Raw genomic sequence first — 15051 nt, forward strand, 5'->3', positions numbered from 1 at the left:
GCGGGTAATGTGCCCCAGCCGCAATAACTCCCAGCCCAAACACTTGGGCACGGTGGTAGAACGAGCGCATGGACGCGGCAGCGAAGCTGCGTGGACTGCAGCGGGGACTCTCGTTCGTGGCGGCGGCGCCGCTGGTGATGCTCGCCGCCCTGTTCTCGCCTGAATGGCTGCGCCTGGCGCTGACCGGCGCGGCGCTCGCGCTGCTGATTGCAGCGGCGGTGCTGATCGCATTGGGGCTGCCGGCGCTGGCGCCTGCGCTCCGAGCGCGGGAACCGGACAAGGCGGCGTGCACGTCGCTGGGCATCTCACCGCGGCGCACGGCGGCGGTAGCCCGCTGGGTCTTCGGAGGCGTCCTGGCGATCGGGCTGCTTGACGGCCTGGTAGTCGCACCCCTCGCGATGGTCCCCGCCCGATCGCTGGGGGAGGTGTACTCGCTCCTCGCGGACGCGGGGCGGCTCACCCCCGGGTTGCCGATCCTCGGAGTGTGGGCCGTGAGCTGGCTGGCTGTATTCGCGACCATCGCCGCGTTCCCGCTGGTGCCGAATCGCGATCGGGAATGGGATGGCAGGACCCCACGCGGGTACGTCGTTCTGGTAGCTGCGGCCGCGGTGGCCGCGATGTGGACCTGGCTGATCGCACAGTTGAGACTCGCCATCGACATCGTGGAAGTAGTCCCGGATGCCGTGGCCCGCGCATCCGGTCTCGGACAGCTCTACGGCGTTGCGAGCCTCCTGCTCACCGTCCTCGTCGTGCTGGTGGGCCTGGCACCCGAGAAGCCGGGCGTCAAGCCGCGCGACGCTGGGCAACGTCGTAGGCACATGGCACAATCGAGCAGGTGACCAGCAGCGCAGCCGCAGCACAACGCCTGAGTGATCTCGCGCTGCTGCGGCGTGTCCGCGACCGGATGGATCGCGAGTACGCGCGGCCGCTGGACGTCGAAGCGCTCGCCCGCGGAGTCAATATGTCGGCCGGGCACCTGAGCCGCCAGTTCCGGCTGGCGTATGGCGAGTCGCCGTACTCCTACTTGATGACCCGGCGGATCGAGCGTGCGATGGCGTTGCTGCGGGGGAGTGACCTCAGCGTCACCGAGATCTGCTTCGCCGTCGGCTGCTCGTCCCTGGGCACCTTCAGTACCCGTTTCACCGAGCTCGTCGGCGTGCCGCCGAGCGTCTACCGGCACCGAGCGGGGAACGCGACTCTCGGCATGGCGCCGTGCGTCGCAAAGCAAGTGACCAGACCGATCAGGAATCGAGAAGCGCGCGCCTCAGAGCAGCAGTTAGCGTGAAAAACATGAACATCACCATTCACGAAACCTTCCTCCCGCACACCGATCCGGATGCCGCGCTGGCGTTCTATCGGGACATCCTCGGCTTCGAGGTGCGCAACGATGTCGGCTACCAGGGGATGCACTGGATCACGGTCGGCCCCGCCGACCAGCCCGGCACCTCCATCGTCCTGTACCCTCCGGCAGCCACCCCTGGCCTTACCGACGATGAGCGCAACGTCATCTCCGAGATGATGGCCAAGGGCACCTTCGCGAGCATCAACCTCGCCACCGCCGACCTTGACGGCACGTTCGCCAAGCTGGAGGCCAGCGGTGCAGAGGTCGTTCAGGAGCCCACCGACCAGCCGTACGGCATCCGCGACTGCGCCTTCCGCGACCCATCCGGGAACCTGATGCGCATCCAGGAGAAACGCTAGGCAATGAGCATCGCCACCCACACCACATCGGCCTCACCGCACGCGGCCGACAGCCACGACCTGATCCGCGTACAGGGTGCGCGGGAGAACAACCTCAAGAACATCAGCGTCGAGATACCGAAGCGACGGTTGACTGTGTTCACCGGGGTCTCCGGCTCGGGCAAGAGCTCGCTGGTGTTCGCGACCATCGCCGCGGAGTCGCAGCGGATGATCAACGAGACCTACAGCGCGTTCGTGCAGGGCTTCATGCCGACGCTGTCGCGCCCCGAGGTGGATCTGCTCCAAGGGCTGACCACGGCGATCATCGTCGATCAGGAGCGGATGGGCGCCAACCCGCGTTCAACGGTCGGCACGGCCACCGACGCCAACGCGCTGCTGCGCATCCTGTTCAGCAGGCTGGGCGATCCGCAGATCGGCTCACCGAACGCCTATTCGTTCAACGTCCCGTCGGTGACCGCTAGCGGCGCCATCACGGTGGAGCGCGGCGGCAAGACGAAGGCCGAGAAGGCCACCTTCCACCAGCTCGGCGGCATGTGCCCGCGCTGCGAGGGCATGGGCTCGGTCAACGACTTCAACCTCGCGGCGCTGTACGACGAGACCAAGTCTCTCAGCGAGGGCGCGCTCACGGTGCCCGGCTACAGCATGGACGGCTGGTACGGGCGCATCTTCAGCGGCGCCGGGCTGGACCTGGACAAGCCGATCGGGCAGTACAACAAGAAGGACCTGCACAAGCTGCTCTACAGCGAACCTGTCAAGGTCAAGGTCGAGGGCGTCAACCTCACCTACGAGGGTGTGATCCCGAAGATCCAGAAGTCGATGCTGTCGAAGGATGTCGACGCGATGCAGCCGCACATCCGCGCCTTCGTCGAGCGGGCCGTAACCTTCACCACCTGCCCGGACTGCGACGGCACCCGCCTGAGCTCGCAGGCTCGATCGTCGAAGATCAAGGGGAAGAACATCGGCGATGTCTGCGCGATGCAGATCAGCGATCTGGCCGCGTGGGTGCGCGAGCTGGACGAGCCGTCGGTTGCGCCGCTGCTGAGCGGACTGCGGCACCTGCTCGACTCGTTCACCGAGATCGGCTTGGGCTACCTCTCGCTCGACCGACCGGCAGGCACGCTGTCCGGGGGAGAGGCGCAGCGCACCAAGATGATTCGTCATCTCGGCTCGTCGCTCACCGACGTCACCTATGTCTTCGACGAGCCGACCATCGGACTGCATCCGCATGACATCGAGCGGATGAACGCACTGCTGCTGCAGCTGCGCGACAAGGGCAACACGGTGCTCGTGGTCGAGCACAAGCCAGAGACCATCGCCATTGGCGACCACGTCATCGACCTCGGCCCCGGCGCCGGTTCCTCCGGCGGCGCGGTGTGCTTCGAGGGCACGGTGGACGGGCTGCGGGGGAGTGACACCATCACGGGGCGCCATCTCGACGACCGGGCGACGCTCAAGGACTCGGTGCGCACGGCATCCGCCGCGCTCGAGGTTCGCGGGGCAACGACCAACAACCTGCAGAACGTCGATGTCGACATCCCGCTCGGCGTGCTGTGCGTGCTTACCGGCGTCGCGGGCTCGGGGAAGAGCTCGCTGATCACCGGCTCCGTCGCCGGGCGTGACGGCGTGGTGGTGATCGACCAGGGCGCGATTCGCGGATCACGACGGAGCAACCCGGCGACCTACACCGGGCTGCTCGACCCGATCCGGACGGCCTTCGCGAAGGCGAACGGCGTGAAGGCGTCGCTGTTCAGCTCCAACTCGCAGGGTGCCTGCCCGACCTGCAACGGCGCTGGTGTCATCTACACCGACCTTGGCGTCATGGCGACGGTGGAATCCACGTGTGAGGAGTGCGGCGGGAAGCGATTCCAGGCCTCGGTGCTCGAGTACACGCTGGCCGGCCGGAACATCGCCGAGGTGCTGGCCATGCCGGTCATCGAAGCTGAGGGGTTCTTCAGCGAGGGTGATGCGCGGACGCCCGCTGCACACAAGATCCTGACCCGGCTGGCGGATGTCGGACTCGGCTACCTGTCACTTGGGCAGCCGCTGACGACCCTGTCCGGTGGCGAGCGGCAGCGGCTGAAGCTCGCCAGCCAGATGGGGGAGAAGGGCGACGTCTACGTGCTCGACGAGCCGACCACCGGCCTGCACCTCGCTGACGTCAAGCAGCTTCTAGGATTGCTCGACCGGTTGGTGGACTCGGGCAAATCGGTCATCGTGATCGAGCACCACCAGGCAGTCATGGCGCACGCCGACTGGATCATCGACCTCGGACCGGGCGCCGGTCACGACGGGGGGCGGATCGTGTTCGAAGGGCCACCGGCTGACCTTGTCGCCGGCCGCTCGACGCTCACCGGCAAGCATCTGGCGGCGTACGTCGGCGCCTGACAGCGCTCTCCTTGCCTCGAGTTGCCCACTTTCGCCCCATTCCCGGCACCGTTTTGGGGCCGAAGTGGGCAACTCGATGCGAGATGGTGGGATGAGCGTGCTGGATTGAGCGATGATCACCTGGTCGTCATGGGTGAGATCTCGAGATCGATCACGCCGAATGGGAACGGGTAGAAGAATGTTCTGCCGCCGACCCAGTTGTCGAGCGGGATCAGCCAGAACCACACCTGACTGATCAGGACAGACCCGAGCGCGACCACATTGACGATGACGACCGCTCGCTCCAAGATGCGCGTCGCTTCCTGCTCGTCGTGTGCCTTTCGCAAGACAGCGCCGATGGCCCACACGACGATCAGCGCGAGCGCGATGTACACAAGCGGGCTGGGACGGAGCGACAGGTTCACGCACGACCGCACCACGTCCACCGTCGACTCGAACGATCCGGTGCGACCGCCGGATACGGGGACGATGCCCGGACAGCCACCCTTGCTTCCAGACATCAATGCCGAATAGACGACAGCGGCGATCATCGCCGCGACGATCAGCCGGCGCACGAGTGCAAGCAGGTCGGCACCTGGCAGTGTGCTCGAGGTGACGCTCAGCGTTGTGCTGTCACTCGTATCGGACACGCGGAATCCTCTCGACTGCGCAACACTCTGTCAGAGACCCAGGGCCCGGCAGAAGACCCCTCTCGGGCAACGTCCTTAGTCTCCGATAATGTCGATTATGTCAGTTTGAGATTCTGCACCGCTCCCCACGGGTCTGCCAGACTCCTCGCATGCGGATACGCGCGTTAGGGGTTCTTGGCGCAGTTCTGGTGTTGACGGGATGCGTGGCGTCACCGACGGCGTTGGCCAGCAAACCTGACTGATGCTACGGTCGTGTCCATGGGGATGATACTTTCCGCGCCCGCGATGGCGCGCTTCTACACTTTCCGCGACCGCCGCGCCTGACGGCGCGCTCGCTCTCGCACGCATAACGCGCCGTCCTCCGAGATGTCACCTGCACCTCGGACAGGCAGGTTTCGCGTACCCATTTCGCCCTGCCGTCGGGGTGCTCCAACACACTCTTTTGGAGCGCGCTCATGCCTCGTTCATTGCACGGCGGCCGACACGAACTCGGCCAGAACTTTCTGAACCACCAACCCACCATCCATCGGATCGCCGCTCTCGTGGCGGATACCAGCGGTCCAATTCTCGAGATCGGCGCCGGCGACGGCGCGCTCACGCGCACTATCGCCGCGCTGGGACGCCCGTTGACGGCCATCGAAATCGATGAGCACCGGGTTCGTCGACTACGGCGCACCCTGCCGCAGGTGCGGATTGAGCACGCCGACGCCTTGCGCTACCCGCTCGACGCTCCAGTCGTCGTGGGAAACATCCCCTTCCACCTGACAACGCCGATCCTGCGACGCCTGCTCGATGACACCGACTGGCATCACGCGGTGTTGCTGACGCAATGGGAGGTCGCCCGCAAGCGCGCTGGTGTCGGCGGGCGCACGATGATGTCGGCGCAGTCGGCTCCGTGGTTCGAGTTCGAGCTGCACGGTCGAATCCCCGCCTGGTGCTTCACACCCCGACCCAGTGTCGACGGAGGCCTGCTCCGCATCACGCGGCGCCAGTCGCCTCTCGTCCCGGCCAAGGAACGGAGCGGGTACGAGACCTTCGTCAGCGCGGTGTTCACCGGATCCGGTGGCACGCTCCCCCGCATCATCCAAGGCGCTTCACGGCGTGATGCCAAGACAGTTCAGCGAGGGATCGACCGAACGCGCATTCGCGCCGGCAGCCTGCCTCGCGACCTCTCCCCTGCCCAGTGGGCATCACTGTGGGCCGACCTCGGGCGGTTGTAGTCTCGGCGGCAAGCACCAACCGCCCATGACGCCGGGAGGCAGCAGTGGTCACGCTCGGAAACATCACCATGTACGCGAACGATCCCAGAACGCTCGCCCACTTCTGGGCCGAGGTGTTCGGTTACCCCAAGCTGGAGTGGGAAGACCCACTGAGACAGCAGCTCCTGGACTCAGGACTCACGGAGGCCGACCTCGCCTCCAGAGCACTGGCCGAGGACCCGGAAGGCAAGGGCCCTAGGTTCTTCTTCCATCACGCTGACAGTGTCAAGCAGGGTCGAAACCGAATCCACCTGGATGTCAACGTGGGCCGGGACCCGGATGCTGCCCCATCCGACCACTCGAGAATCGACGGCGAGAAGGATCGACTCGTCGCGCTCGGGGCAACGGTTGTCCGCCGCATCGAACAGACCTGGGGCCCGTGGCCGGAGTACTACTACCAGATGCAGGATCCGGAAGGGAACGAATTCTGCCTCCAGTGACCCTGCCCGACCTCTCCCTTAGTCCCGCTCCCCCAGCTGGTCTCGGCGGCGGGTCAGGTACGCGACCTCCGCGGTGTTGCCCGCCAGTTCGACGGCTTTGTCGTATGCCTCTCGTGCGTCCCTGCTGCGACCGACACGTCGAAGCAACTCCGCACGCGTGGCATGGAACGCGTGATAGTCTCTCAACTTTTCCTCAAGCTGGTCCACCGTCGCGAGCGCAATATCCGGGCCGTCGACCTCGGCAACCGCGATGGCGCGGTTCAGCGCGACGATCGAAGACGGGTCGAGGCGTGCGAGCTGGTCGTACAGGGCCACCACCTGCGACCAGTCGGTGTCGCGAAAGTCGCGAACCGAGGTATGCACGGCGTTGATGGCCGCCAACAGCTGATAGCGACCGGGAGCCGCTCCGGATGCGAGGCACTGCCGCACAAGACCATGGCCCTCGGCGATGAGTTCCGCATCCCAGGATCCTCGGTCCTGCTGGTCAAGCGGCACGAGCTCCCCGCTGGCCGAGACCCGCGCGCGCCGCCGCGACTCGGTCAGGAGCATCAGCGCCAGCAGCCCGACAGCCTCGCCGTCATCCGGCATGAGGGAGCACAGCACCCGATTCAGCCGAATGGCCTCGGCAGTCAGCTCGCTCCGGATGGGATCGGCATCGTCGCTGGTGGCCAGATAGCCCTCGTTGAAGATCAGGAAGAGGACAGCCAGAACACCGGACACCCGCCGCAGCAGATCCTCGCCCGTCGGCACCCCGTATGGGATCCGGGCGGCCCGGATCTTGGCCTTGGCCCGGGTGATCCGCTGCCCCATCGCGACCTCCGACACCAGAAAGGCACGGGCGATCTCGGCGACGCTCAGCCCGCCGATCAACCGGAGTGTCAACGCCACCCTGGCCTCCATCGCCAGCGCGGGATGGCAGCACGTGAAGATCAACCGGAGCCGCTCATCCTCGATCGCGCCAGCCTGCTCGGCCTCGGTGGCGTCCTGCATCAACTGAGCCTCGTGCTGCCTGTCGATGCGCTTGCTCTCTCGGCGGATGCGATCGATCGCCTTGCGGTTGGCCGTGGTCGTCAGCCACCCGCCAGGGTTGGGCGGCACACCGCCGCCCGGCCAGCGCTCCGCGGCGATTGCGAACGCTTCAGCCACCGACTCCTCGGCGATGTCGAGATCGCCGAAGCGTCGGGCCAGCATGGCGACCAGCCGGCCCCACTCCTCTTGGTGGGCACGGCTGATCGCATCTGTGGCGCTGATCACAGGAACGGTCGCACCTCAACCCGCCGGTTGCAGGCCTTTGATCCGTCGACTGCGAGTTCCAGCGCCGTTTCGAGATCGGGGGCCTCGAAGATCCAGAAGCCCGCGATGTGCTCCTTCGACTCGAGGAACGGCCCGTCGGTGAACACCGGCTCCTCCCCTCGCCCGTCGATGACGGTCGAGGCGCTCGGTGACGCGAGGCCACCGGCGAGAACCCAGTGGCCATCTGCCACAACTCGTTCGTTGAAGGCATCGATGGCAACCATCTCGTCCGAGGTGCCGGATGCGGTCCTGTCATCGATCACGGAAACCATGTACTTCATGGTGTCAACTCCTTTGAGGTCTGGCCACTGAACGGCCGTTTACCTCCTCTACGAACACTCTCGCCTGAATCCGACACCAAACGCCAGATTTATCGGCGCCGGTCGGTAGTGTCGGCGCCATGGCGCAGCACCAACTCGACCGCACCGAGGCCCGACGCATCGCTGTCCGAGCGCAGCTGCTCACCGCTGGGCGTCCGGCCGACCTGCTGTCAACCGTCAAGCACCTGACGCTCCTGCAGGTCGACCCCACTGCGGCGATCGCGCCGGCGGCCGACCTCGTCGCGTGGACACGACTCGGCAGCGCCTATCGCCCCGCCGATCTGACTCGGGCCCTGGAGCACGATCGCACACTCTTCGAACTTGACGCCATGATCCGCCCAATGGACGATCTGCCGATCCTTCTCGCCTCCATGGCCGATGTGCCGCATTCTGCTCGCGGGCGCGAATGGCTGGCTGCCAACGATCGCTTCCGCACCGACATCCTCGATCGGCTGCGCGCTGAGGGACCACTCAAGTCGCGCGACATCCCGGACACCAGCCAGGTGTCATGGCAGTCGACCGGATGGTCCAACAACCGCAACGTCACCCAGATGCTCGAGTTGCTGCTCCGCCGTGGCGAGATCGCGATCTCCCGGCGTGATGGGCGCGAACGCTTCTGGGACCTCGCCGAGCGGGTCTATCCAGCGGATGTTGTACCGCTTCCCCGGGACGAGGCCCGTCGCATCCGCAACTCCCGCCGGCTCGCCGCGCTCGGCATCGCACGCGCGTCCGCCACCGAGCAGGCCATCGAGCAGGTGTACGTGGAGGACGCCGGCGAGGAGGCCGTCGTCGACGGGGTCAAGGGCACCTGGCGGTTCGACCCGACCCTCCTCGGGCAGCCGTTCGAGGGACGAACAGCGCTCCTCTCCCCCTTCGACCGGCTGAGCTACGACCGCGCTCGCGCGCAGCAGCTGTTCGAGTTCGATTACCAGCTGGAGATGTACAAGCCCGAGGGGAAACGCAAGTGGGGCTACTTCGCACTGCCGATCCTGCACGACGACCGCCTTGTCGGGAAGGTCGACGCCGTCGTCGACCGCAAGGGAAAGAAGCTCACCGTTCGTGCGATCCACGAGGACGTGCCGTTCGATACCGACACGGCTGCAGCGGTACAGGCGGAGCTTGACGATCTCGCCGCGTGGCTCGGAGTCGAGCGCCACAACCCCTAACCGCAGGTCGTACCAACGGATGCCGCCGTGACGGCATCCGCCCCGCCGTTCTCTAGAGCTGCTCCGTCTTGTGCTTCGGCATTCCCAGCTCGTTGAGCGGCGCATCCGGGTCACGCTCGTAGTTGGCGAGCGGTGGCGCGGGGCAGTGCAGAACCTGGTTCTCCTTGGAACGGTCCACCACGTGTTCGGCCATATCGTGACCGCACACCGGGCAGGTCGCCTCGGAGGGCGCCGACTCTTCCCACGGTCCCAACTGTGGGGAGACGAAGCGCTCCAACTTGTCATCGAGCCAGTTGAAGGGCGTTGCGTAAGACCGGCGGCCCTTCGCGCTATCTACCTTCTTCATAAGGTCAGGGTACGCCGCGCTCACCGCCGCGGAGTGGGCTGTCAGCAGACTTTCACTCCGGGCGGGCAGGCGCGTTGTTCGCGGAGAGATCGCTCCCCCGAGCCTGACCGTTACAGTTGGGCTCGGAGGGATCTTCAATGTCGCACACCGTCCCGGGTTATGGCCGCAGGGTTCAGACGATCGTCTATCGGAATGGTGCGACCGGACTCAGACCCATCACGCCCGCCTCGGCGCAGACGCTTGAGCGGGCCGCGGAGAAGGCCCTCTCCCCCGCAGCCTGGGCGTATATCGCCGGTTCGAGCGGCACTGAGTGGACGACCGCCGCCAACCGCGCGGCTCTCGACCGCTGGCAGATCGTGCCCCGGATGCTGCGAGACGTCTCCCACCGCGACCTGTCCATCGAGCTGTTCGGGCACCGCTACGACACACCCGTGCTGGCCGCACCGGTCGGAGTGCTCGAGCTCGCCCACAAGAACGGAGACCTCGAGGCCGCGCGAGCGTGCGCAGAGCTGCGGGTCCCGTTTGTGTTCTCGAACCAGGCCTCGGTGCCCATGGAGGACACCGCGGCGGCCACGGGCGACGCGCCGCACTGGTTCCAGCTGTACTGGAGCAGCTCCGACGACTTGGTTGCCAGCCTCGTGCGACGCGCCGAGGCATCCGGCGCTCAGGCCATCGTCGTCACCCTGGACACGCACATGCTCGGCTGGCGGCCACGCGACCTCGATCTGGCGTACCTGCCGTTCATCCACGGCATGGGCATCGCGCAGTACACGAGCGACCCGGTATTTCGTGAACTCGTGCGCAAGCGAGCGTCGCAACCCGCCGGCCCGAGGCCGAAGGTGACGCGCGCGGCGATTCGGACGCTCATCGACATGACCCGCCGCTACCCCGGCCGGTTCCGCGACAACCTGCGCAGCGCGGAACCGCGGGCAGCCGTCGAGACCTTCCTGGACGTGTTCTCCCGCTCCTCGCTCACCTGGCCCGACCTCGCGTTCGTTCGCGAGCACACCGACCTGCCGATCGTTGTGAAGGGCCTCCAGCATCCGGATGACGCCGAGAAGGCTCTCGACGCCGGCGTCGACGGCATCATCGTCTCCAATCACGGAGGCCGTCAGCTCGACGGCGCGATCGGATCGGCTGCGGCGCTGCCGGACATCGTCGACCGGATCGCCGGGCGCGTTCCGGTGCTGTTCGACAGCGGCATCCGCACCGGAAGCGACGTGCTGAAGGCGCTTGCCCTCGGCGCCAGCGCTGTGCTCGTCGGCCGACCCTACGTGTACGGTCTCGCGATCGGCGGCGCTGCCGGTGCGCGGGAAGTGTTGCGCAACATCATCGCCGAATTCGACCTCGCGCTGGGGCTCTCCGGTCACACCTCCGTCGCGGAGCTGAACCGCGACATCCTGGCGGCGGCATGAGCGACTACATCATCGCCATCGACCAGGGCACGACGAGCACGCGCGCCATCCTGTTCGGTCACGACGGGCTGATCGTCGCCAACGCCGCGAAGGAACACCGACAGCTGCTCCCGCGCGCCGGCTGGGTGGAGCACGACGCCATCGAGATCTGGGACAACACGCGCGAGGTGATCGCGCAGGTGCTCGCCCGCGCCAACACGACCCGGCTGCGCATCGCCGCCATCGGCATCACCAACCAGCGTGAGACGACGGTGATCTGGGATCGCGCCACGGGTCGCCCGATCGCTCCCGCGATCGTCTGGCAGGACACCCGCACGCAGGCGATCGTCGACCGTCTCGGGCCGGATGCGGGGCTGTTCCGTGAGCGGACCGGCCTGCCGGTCAGCACGTACTTCTCCGGGACCAAGATCGCCTGGTTGCTTGACAACGTGGACGGAGCGCGCGCACGGGCCGAGGACGGCGAACTCGCCTTCGGCACCATCGACAGTTGGCTGGTGTGGAACCTCACCGGCGGCGAGCACCTCACCGACGTCACCAACGCGTCCCGCACCCTGCTCATGGATCTGCGCACCCTGGATTGGGACGACGAGCTGCTCGCTCTTCTCGGCGTGCCGCGGTCGCTGCTGCCGGAGATCCGGCCGTCATCCGGCTCGTTCGGCGTCACCGGCGGCGAGAGCCTGCTGCGCGACGTGCCGATCACGGGCATCCTCGGGGACCAGCAGGCGGCCACGTTCGGGCAGACCGCGTTCGCAGCTGGCGAGGCGAAGAACACCTACGGCACCGGGAACTTCTTGATTTTCAATACCGGGATCGAATCTGTCGCCTCGCGCAACGGCCTCATCACCACCGTCGCCTACCAGCTCGAGGCCGCCGAGCCGCGGTATGCGCTCGAGGGCTCGATCGCGGTCACCGGCTCGCTCGTGCAGTGGCTGCGCGACAACCTCGGGCTCATCGGCAGTTCTGACGACATCGAACCGCTCGCGCGAACCGTGGACGACAACGGCGGCGCCTACTTCGTTCCGGCGTTCTCCGGGCTGTTTGCGCCGCACTGGCGCCCGGATGCCCGTGGCGCCCTGGTCGGACTCACCCGGTTCGTGAACAAGGGGCACATCGCCCGGGCGGTGCTGGAGGCAACCGCCTTCCAGACCAAGGAAGTGATCGACGCCGTCACCGCCGACACCGGTGTTCCCGCCTCAAAGCTGAAGGTGGACGGCGGGATGGTCGTCAACGAGCTGCTGATGCAGTTCCAGGCCGACATCCTGAACGTGCCGGTGATCCGCCCTGTGGTCACCGAGACGACGGCGCTCGGCGCTGCCTACGCGGCCGGGCTCGCGACCGGGTTCTGGTCCGGGCTGGATGAGCTGCGCGGCAACTGGCACGAGGACCGCCGGTGGGAGCCGTCAATGCCAGAAGACGAGCGCGCGGCGCGCTACGCCAAGTGGCAGAAGGCGGTGCAGCGCACCCTCGACTGGGAATAGGAGATCAGCGGTTCGCCGCCTCCACCCACTGGTCGAGCTTCGCGATCGCTGCCCCAGAGTCGATGGTCTCGGCCGCCGTGGCCATGCGTGCGCGGAAACGCTCGACGATCGGCAGCAGCGCCTGCGCCGGGTCATTTGCGAGGTCGAATGCCACAAGGCCAGCGGCCGCATTGAGCAGCACGATGTCGCGCACCGGCCCGGTCGCGCCCGACAGCGTCTCACGCGCGATGCGCGCGTTGTGCTCCGGGTCGCCGCCGATCAGCTCGGCCAGCTCGACGATCGGCAACCCCAGGTCAACCGGGTTCAGGTCGTGCTCTGTGACGGCACCGCGGGTGACTTCCCAGATGTGCGAGTGCCCGGTCGTCGTGAGCTCATCCAGCCCGTCATCGCCACGGAAGACGAGCGCGGTCGCACCACGCGTCTGGAACACGCCGACGAACAGCGGCACGAGTTTCAGGTTGGCCACGCCGAGAGCGTTGGCCTCGGCTCGCGCCGGGTTGCACAGCGGCCCAAGGAAGTTGAACACGGTCGGCACGGCAAGCTCACCGCGCACCTTCGCCGCGTGCCGGAAGCCGGGATGGAAGTGCGACGCGTACGCGAAGGTGATCCCCGTCTCGTCGAGCACCTCTGCGACACGCGTCTCGTGCATGTCGAGTGGGATACCGAGCGCTCCAAGCACGTCCGACGCGCCGGATGCCGAACTGGCCGCACGGTTCCCGTGCTTGATCACCGGGACGCCGGATGCGGCAACCACCACCGATGCCATCGTCGAGATGTTGACCGTCCCGACCCGGTCTCCGCCGGTTCCGACGATGTCAACGGCCATCGGGTTCACCGGCAGCGGCAGCGCGTTCTCCAGCACCGCGTCGCGGAAACCGACGATCTCGTTGACCGTCTCCCCCTTCGAGCGCAGAGCAAGCAGGAAGCCGGCGATCTGCGCATCCGTCGCCTCCCCGTGCATGATCCGGCGCATCGCCCAGGTCGCCTCAGAAATCGAAAGATCCTCGCGTTCGAGCAGCGTGGTCAGGATCGAGGGCCAGGAGGCGGAGGAGGTCATGGCTAACGATCCTACGCTTTTGCCTGCATACGGCCTGTCGGAGTCGCACCGAGCACTCCGATATCGGCCATAATGGTTCACGTGACCAGCACCTCTCTCTCGCACAGCATCGGCGTTCCCGCGGTCAACCGTCCCAATACGGTTTCCGTCGGAACCATCGTGTGGCTCGGCAGCGAAGTCATGTTCTTCGCCGGCCTCTTCGCGATGTACTTCACGCTTCGATCCACTGCACCGGATCTGTGGGCATCGGAGACCGCCGTACTCGATGTGCCGTATTCGACCGTCAACACCCTGATCCTCGTCGCCTCCTCGTTCACGTGTCAGTTCGGCGTGTTCGCGGCGGAGCGGCTGCAGGCGCGCGCAACCGGCTGGAAGCCGACGCAGTGGGGCATGGTCGAGTGGTTCTTCCTGACCTACGCCATGGGTGCTGTCTTCGTCACCGGCCAGATCTTCGAGTACGCGAAGCTCGTCAGCGAGCACGTCAGCATCAGCTCGAACTCGTACGGCTCGGCCTTCTACATCACCACCGGCTTCCACGGTCTGCACGTGATCGGCGGCCTCATCGCCTTCCTCCTGGTCATCGGAAGGGCCTTCGCCGCCAAGAACTTCACCCACCGAGAGGCAGTGAGCGCGATCGCAGTGTCCTACTACTGGCACTTCGTCGACGTCGTCTGGATCGGCCTGTTCCTTGTCATCTACGTCCTCAAATAGCAACCGGAAAGACGTGTCAATGCGCAACTCTTCTTCGACCGACGTGCCTGAGAAGCGGGCCACCGGTCGCCGCAGCCCTCTCGCGACGGTCGCGCTCATCGCGATCGGCCTGCTGACGACTGGAGGCGGCTACGCCCTGTTCTCGAGCACGGCCGCCGCCGAGACGCCGACCGCAATCACTCAGGCGACCGCAGAAGAGGGCCAGAAGCTGTTCGCAGCGAACTGCGCCAGCTGCCACGGTCTTGAGGCAACCGGAACGGATGTCGGCCCGAGCCTGTACGGCGTCGGCGCGGCATCTGTCGACTTCCAGATGGCAACCGGCCGCATGCCGCTCGCCATGAACGGACCGCAGGGGCAGCAGAAGCCGCCGCAGTTCACGCAGGAGCAGATCGACGCCGTCGCGGCGTGGGTCGCCTCGCTCGCGCCGGGCCCGGAGGTTCCGAGTGACGCCGCTCTGGAGGGCGGCGACCCCAGCGTCGGTGGCGAGCTGTTCCGCATCAACTGCGCAATGTGCCACAACGTCGCCGGTGCCGGTGGCGCGCTGACCGAGGGCAAGTTCGCTCCCGGACTGCTAGGCGTCGAGCCCCGCCACGTGTACGAAGCGATGGTCACCGGCCCGCAGAACATGCCGGTGTTCAACGACATGAACCTCACTCCCCAGGACAAGGCAGACGTCATCGCGTATCTGCAGTTCCTGGAGAACAACCCCTCCGTTGGCGGCTTCGACCTCGGAAGCCTCGGGCCGGTCGCTGAAGGCCTCTTCATCTGGATCTTCGGGCTGGGTGCGATCGTCGGTGTGGCCATCTGGATCACCGCACGCCCCAACTAGTCGCACACTTTTCCACAGCAAG

Annotated in this window: 16 protein-coding genes; 11 read left to right on the plus strand and 5 right to left on the minus strand. The window is 66.5% G+C overall.

Annotated elements, in window-relative coordinates:
• Positions 1-68 precede the first annotated feature (68 nt).
• From IRG63_RS06850 to IRG63_RS06865, 4 genes are read left to right on the plus strand one after another with little or no spacing between them, the layout of a single operon-like run.
• Entirely contained in the window at positions 69-839 is a 771-nt protein-coding gene (locus tag IRG63_RS06850) for a hypothetical protein (RefSeq protein WP_193509642.1), read from the plus strand.
• Positions 836-1285 (plus strand): helix-turn-helix transcriptional regulator, encoded by a 450-nt coding sequence (locus tag IRG63_RS06855; RefSeq protein WP_193509643.1) that lies wholly within the window; start codon positions 836-838, stop codon positions 1283-1285. Before IRG63_RS06850 ends, IRG63_RS06855 begins: the two co-directional genes overlap by 4 nt.
• A 5-nt stretch (positions 1286-1290) precedes the next feature.
• Positions 1291-1701, plus strand: a complete 411-nt coding sequence (locus IRG63_RS06860) for a VOC family protein (RefSeq protein WP_168627179.1) — start codon at positions 1291-1293, stop codon at positions 1699-1701.
• A gap of 3 nt (positions 1702-1704) precedes the next feature.
• Positions 1705-4086: an excinuclease ABC subunit UvrA gene (locus IRG63_RS06865; RefSeq protein ID WP_193509644.1), complete on the plus strand. Its 2382-nt coding sequence runs from the start codon at positions 1705-1707 to the stop codon at positions 4084-4086.
• A gap of 116 nt (positions 4087-4202) precedes the next feature.
• Here the strand turns inward: IRG63_RS06865 and IRG63_RS06870 are convergent, their stop codons facing one another.
• Positions 4203-4715 carry a hypothetical protein gene (locus tag IRG63_RS06870; protein WP_193509645.1) on the minus strand — a complete coding sequence of 171 codons (513 nt, stop codon included), beginning with the start codon at positions 4713-4715 and terminating at the stop codon, positions 4203-4205.
• A 455-nt stretch (positions 4716-5170) separates the two neighbouring features.
• Here IRG63_RS06870 and erm point away from each other — a divergent pair, with 455 nt between their 5' ends.
• Positions 5171-5935, plus strand: coding sequence for a 23S ribosomal RNA methyltransferase Erm (erm, locus tag IRG63_RS06875; RefSeq protein WP_193509646.1), 765 nt, complete (start codon positions 5171-5173; stop codon positions 5933-5935).
• Between the two features lie 44 nt (positions 5936-5979).
• A complete protein-coding gene (locus IRG63_RS06880; RefSeq protein ID WP_193509648.1) occupies positions 5980-6414 on the plus strand; it encodes a VOC family protein in 435 nt (144 codons plus the stop codon).
• Between the two features lie 18 nt (positions 6415-6432).
• Here IRG63_RS06880 and IRG63_RS06885 read toward each other — a convergent pair whose 3' ends face one another.
• Positions 6433-7665 carry an RNA polymerase sigma factor gene (locus IRG63_RS06885; protein WP_370566209.1) on the minus strand — a complete coding sequence of 411 codons (1233 nt, stop codon included), beginning with the start codon at positions 7663-7665 and terminating at the stop codon, positions 6433-6435.
• Positions 7665-7988 (minus strand): YciI family protein, encoded by a 324-nt coding sequence (locus IRG63_RS06890; protein ID WP_168627173.1) that lies wholly within the window; start codon positions 7986-7988, stop codon positions 7665-7667. Before IRG63_RS06890 ends, IRG63_RS06885 begins: the two co-directional genes overlap by 1 nt.
• A 119-nt stretch (positions 7989-8107) precedes the next feature.
• Here IRG63_RS06890 and IRG63_RS06895 point away from each other — a divergent pair, with 119 nt between their 5' ends.
• A complete protein-coding gene (locus tag IRG63_RS06895; RefSeq protein ID WP_193509649.1) occupies positions 8108-9193 on the plus strand; it encodes a DNA glycosylase AlkZ-like family protein in 1086 nt (361 codons plus the stop codon).
• Positions 9194-9245: 52 nt separating this feature from the next.
• On the opposite strand, the gene IRG63_RS06900 is transcribed toward IRG63_RS06895, so the two are convergent.
• Positions 9246-9539, minus strand: a complete 294-nt coding sequence (locus tag IRG63_RS06900) for a hypothetical protein (RefSeq protein ID WP_193509650.1) — start codon at positions 9537-9539, stop codon at positions 9246-9248.
• Between the two features lie 137 nt (positions 9540-9676).
• Here IRG63_RS06900 and IRG63_RS06905 point away from each other — a divergent pair, with 137 nt between their 5' ends.
• Positions 9677-10954: an alpha-hydroxy-acid oxidizing protein gene (locus IRG63_RS06905; RefSeq protein WP_193509652.1), complete on the plus strand. Its 1278-nt coding sequence runs from the start codon at positions 9677-9679 to the stop codon at positions 10952-10954.
• The gene (glpK, locus tag IRG63_RS06910) at positions 10951-12432 is read left to right on the plus strand and encodes a glycerol kinase GlpK (RefSeq protein ID WP_193509653.1); all 1482 of its coding nucleotides are present in this window, start codon (positions 10951-10953) and stop codon (positions 12430-12432) included. Before IRG63_RS06905 ends, glpK begins: the two co-directional genes overlap by 4 nt.
• A 4-nt stretch (positions 12433-12436) precedes the next feature.
• On the opposite strand, the gene trpD is transcribed toward glpK, so the two are convergent.
• Entirely contained in the window at positions 12437-13489 is a 1053-nt protein-coding gene (gene trpD, locus IRG63_RS06915; RefSeq protein ID WP_168627168.1) for an anthranilate phosphoribosyltransferase, read from the minus strand.
• 72 nt (positions 13490-13561) lie between these two features.
• Between trpD and IRG63_RS06920 the strand changes: the two genes are divergently transcribed.
• On the plus strand, positions 13562-14200 hold the full coding sequence (locus tag IRG63_RS06920; protein ID WP_168627167.1) for a heme-copper oxidase subunit III: 639 nt from the start codon (positions 13562-13564) through the stop codon (positions 14198-14200).
• 19 nt (positions 14201-14219) lie between these two features.
• On the plus strand, positions 14220-15029 hold the full coding sequence (locus IRG63_RS06925) for a cytochrome c (protein ID WP_168627166.1): 810 nt from the start codon (positions 14220-14222) through the stop codon (positions 15027-15029).
• Positions 15030-15051 lie beyond the last annotated feature (22 nt).

Source organism: Cryobacterium sp. BB736 (genome assembly GCF_014980265.1).
GTDB lineage: Bacteria > Actinomycetota > Actinomycetes > Actinomycetales > Microbacteriaceae > Terrimesophilobacter.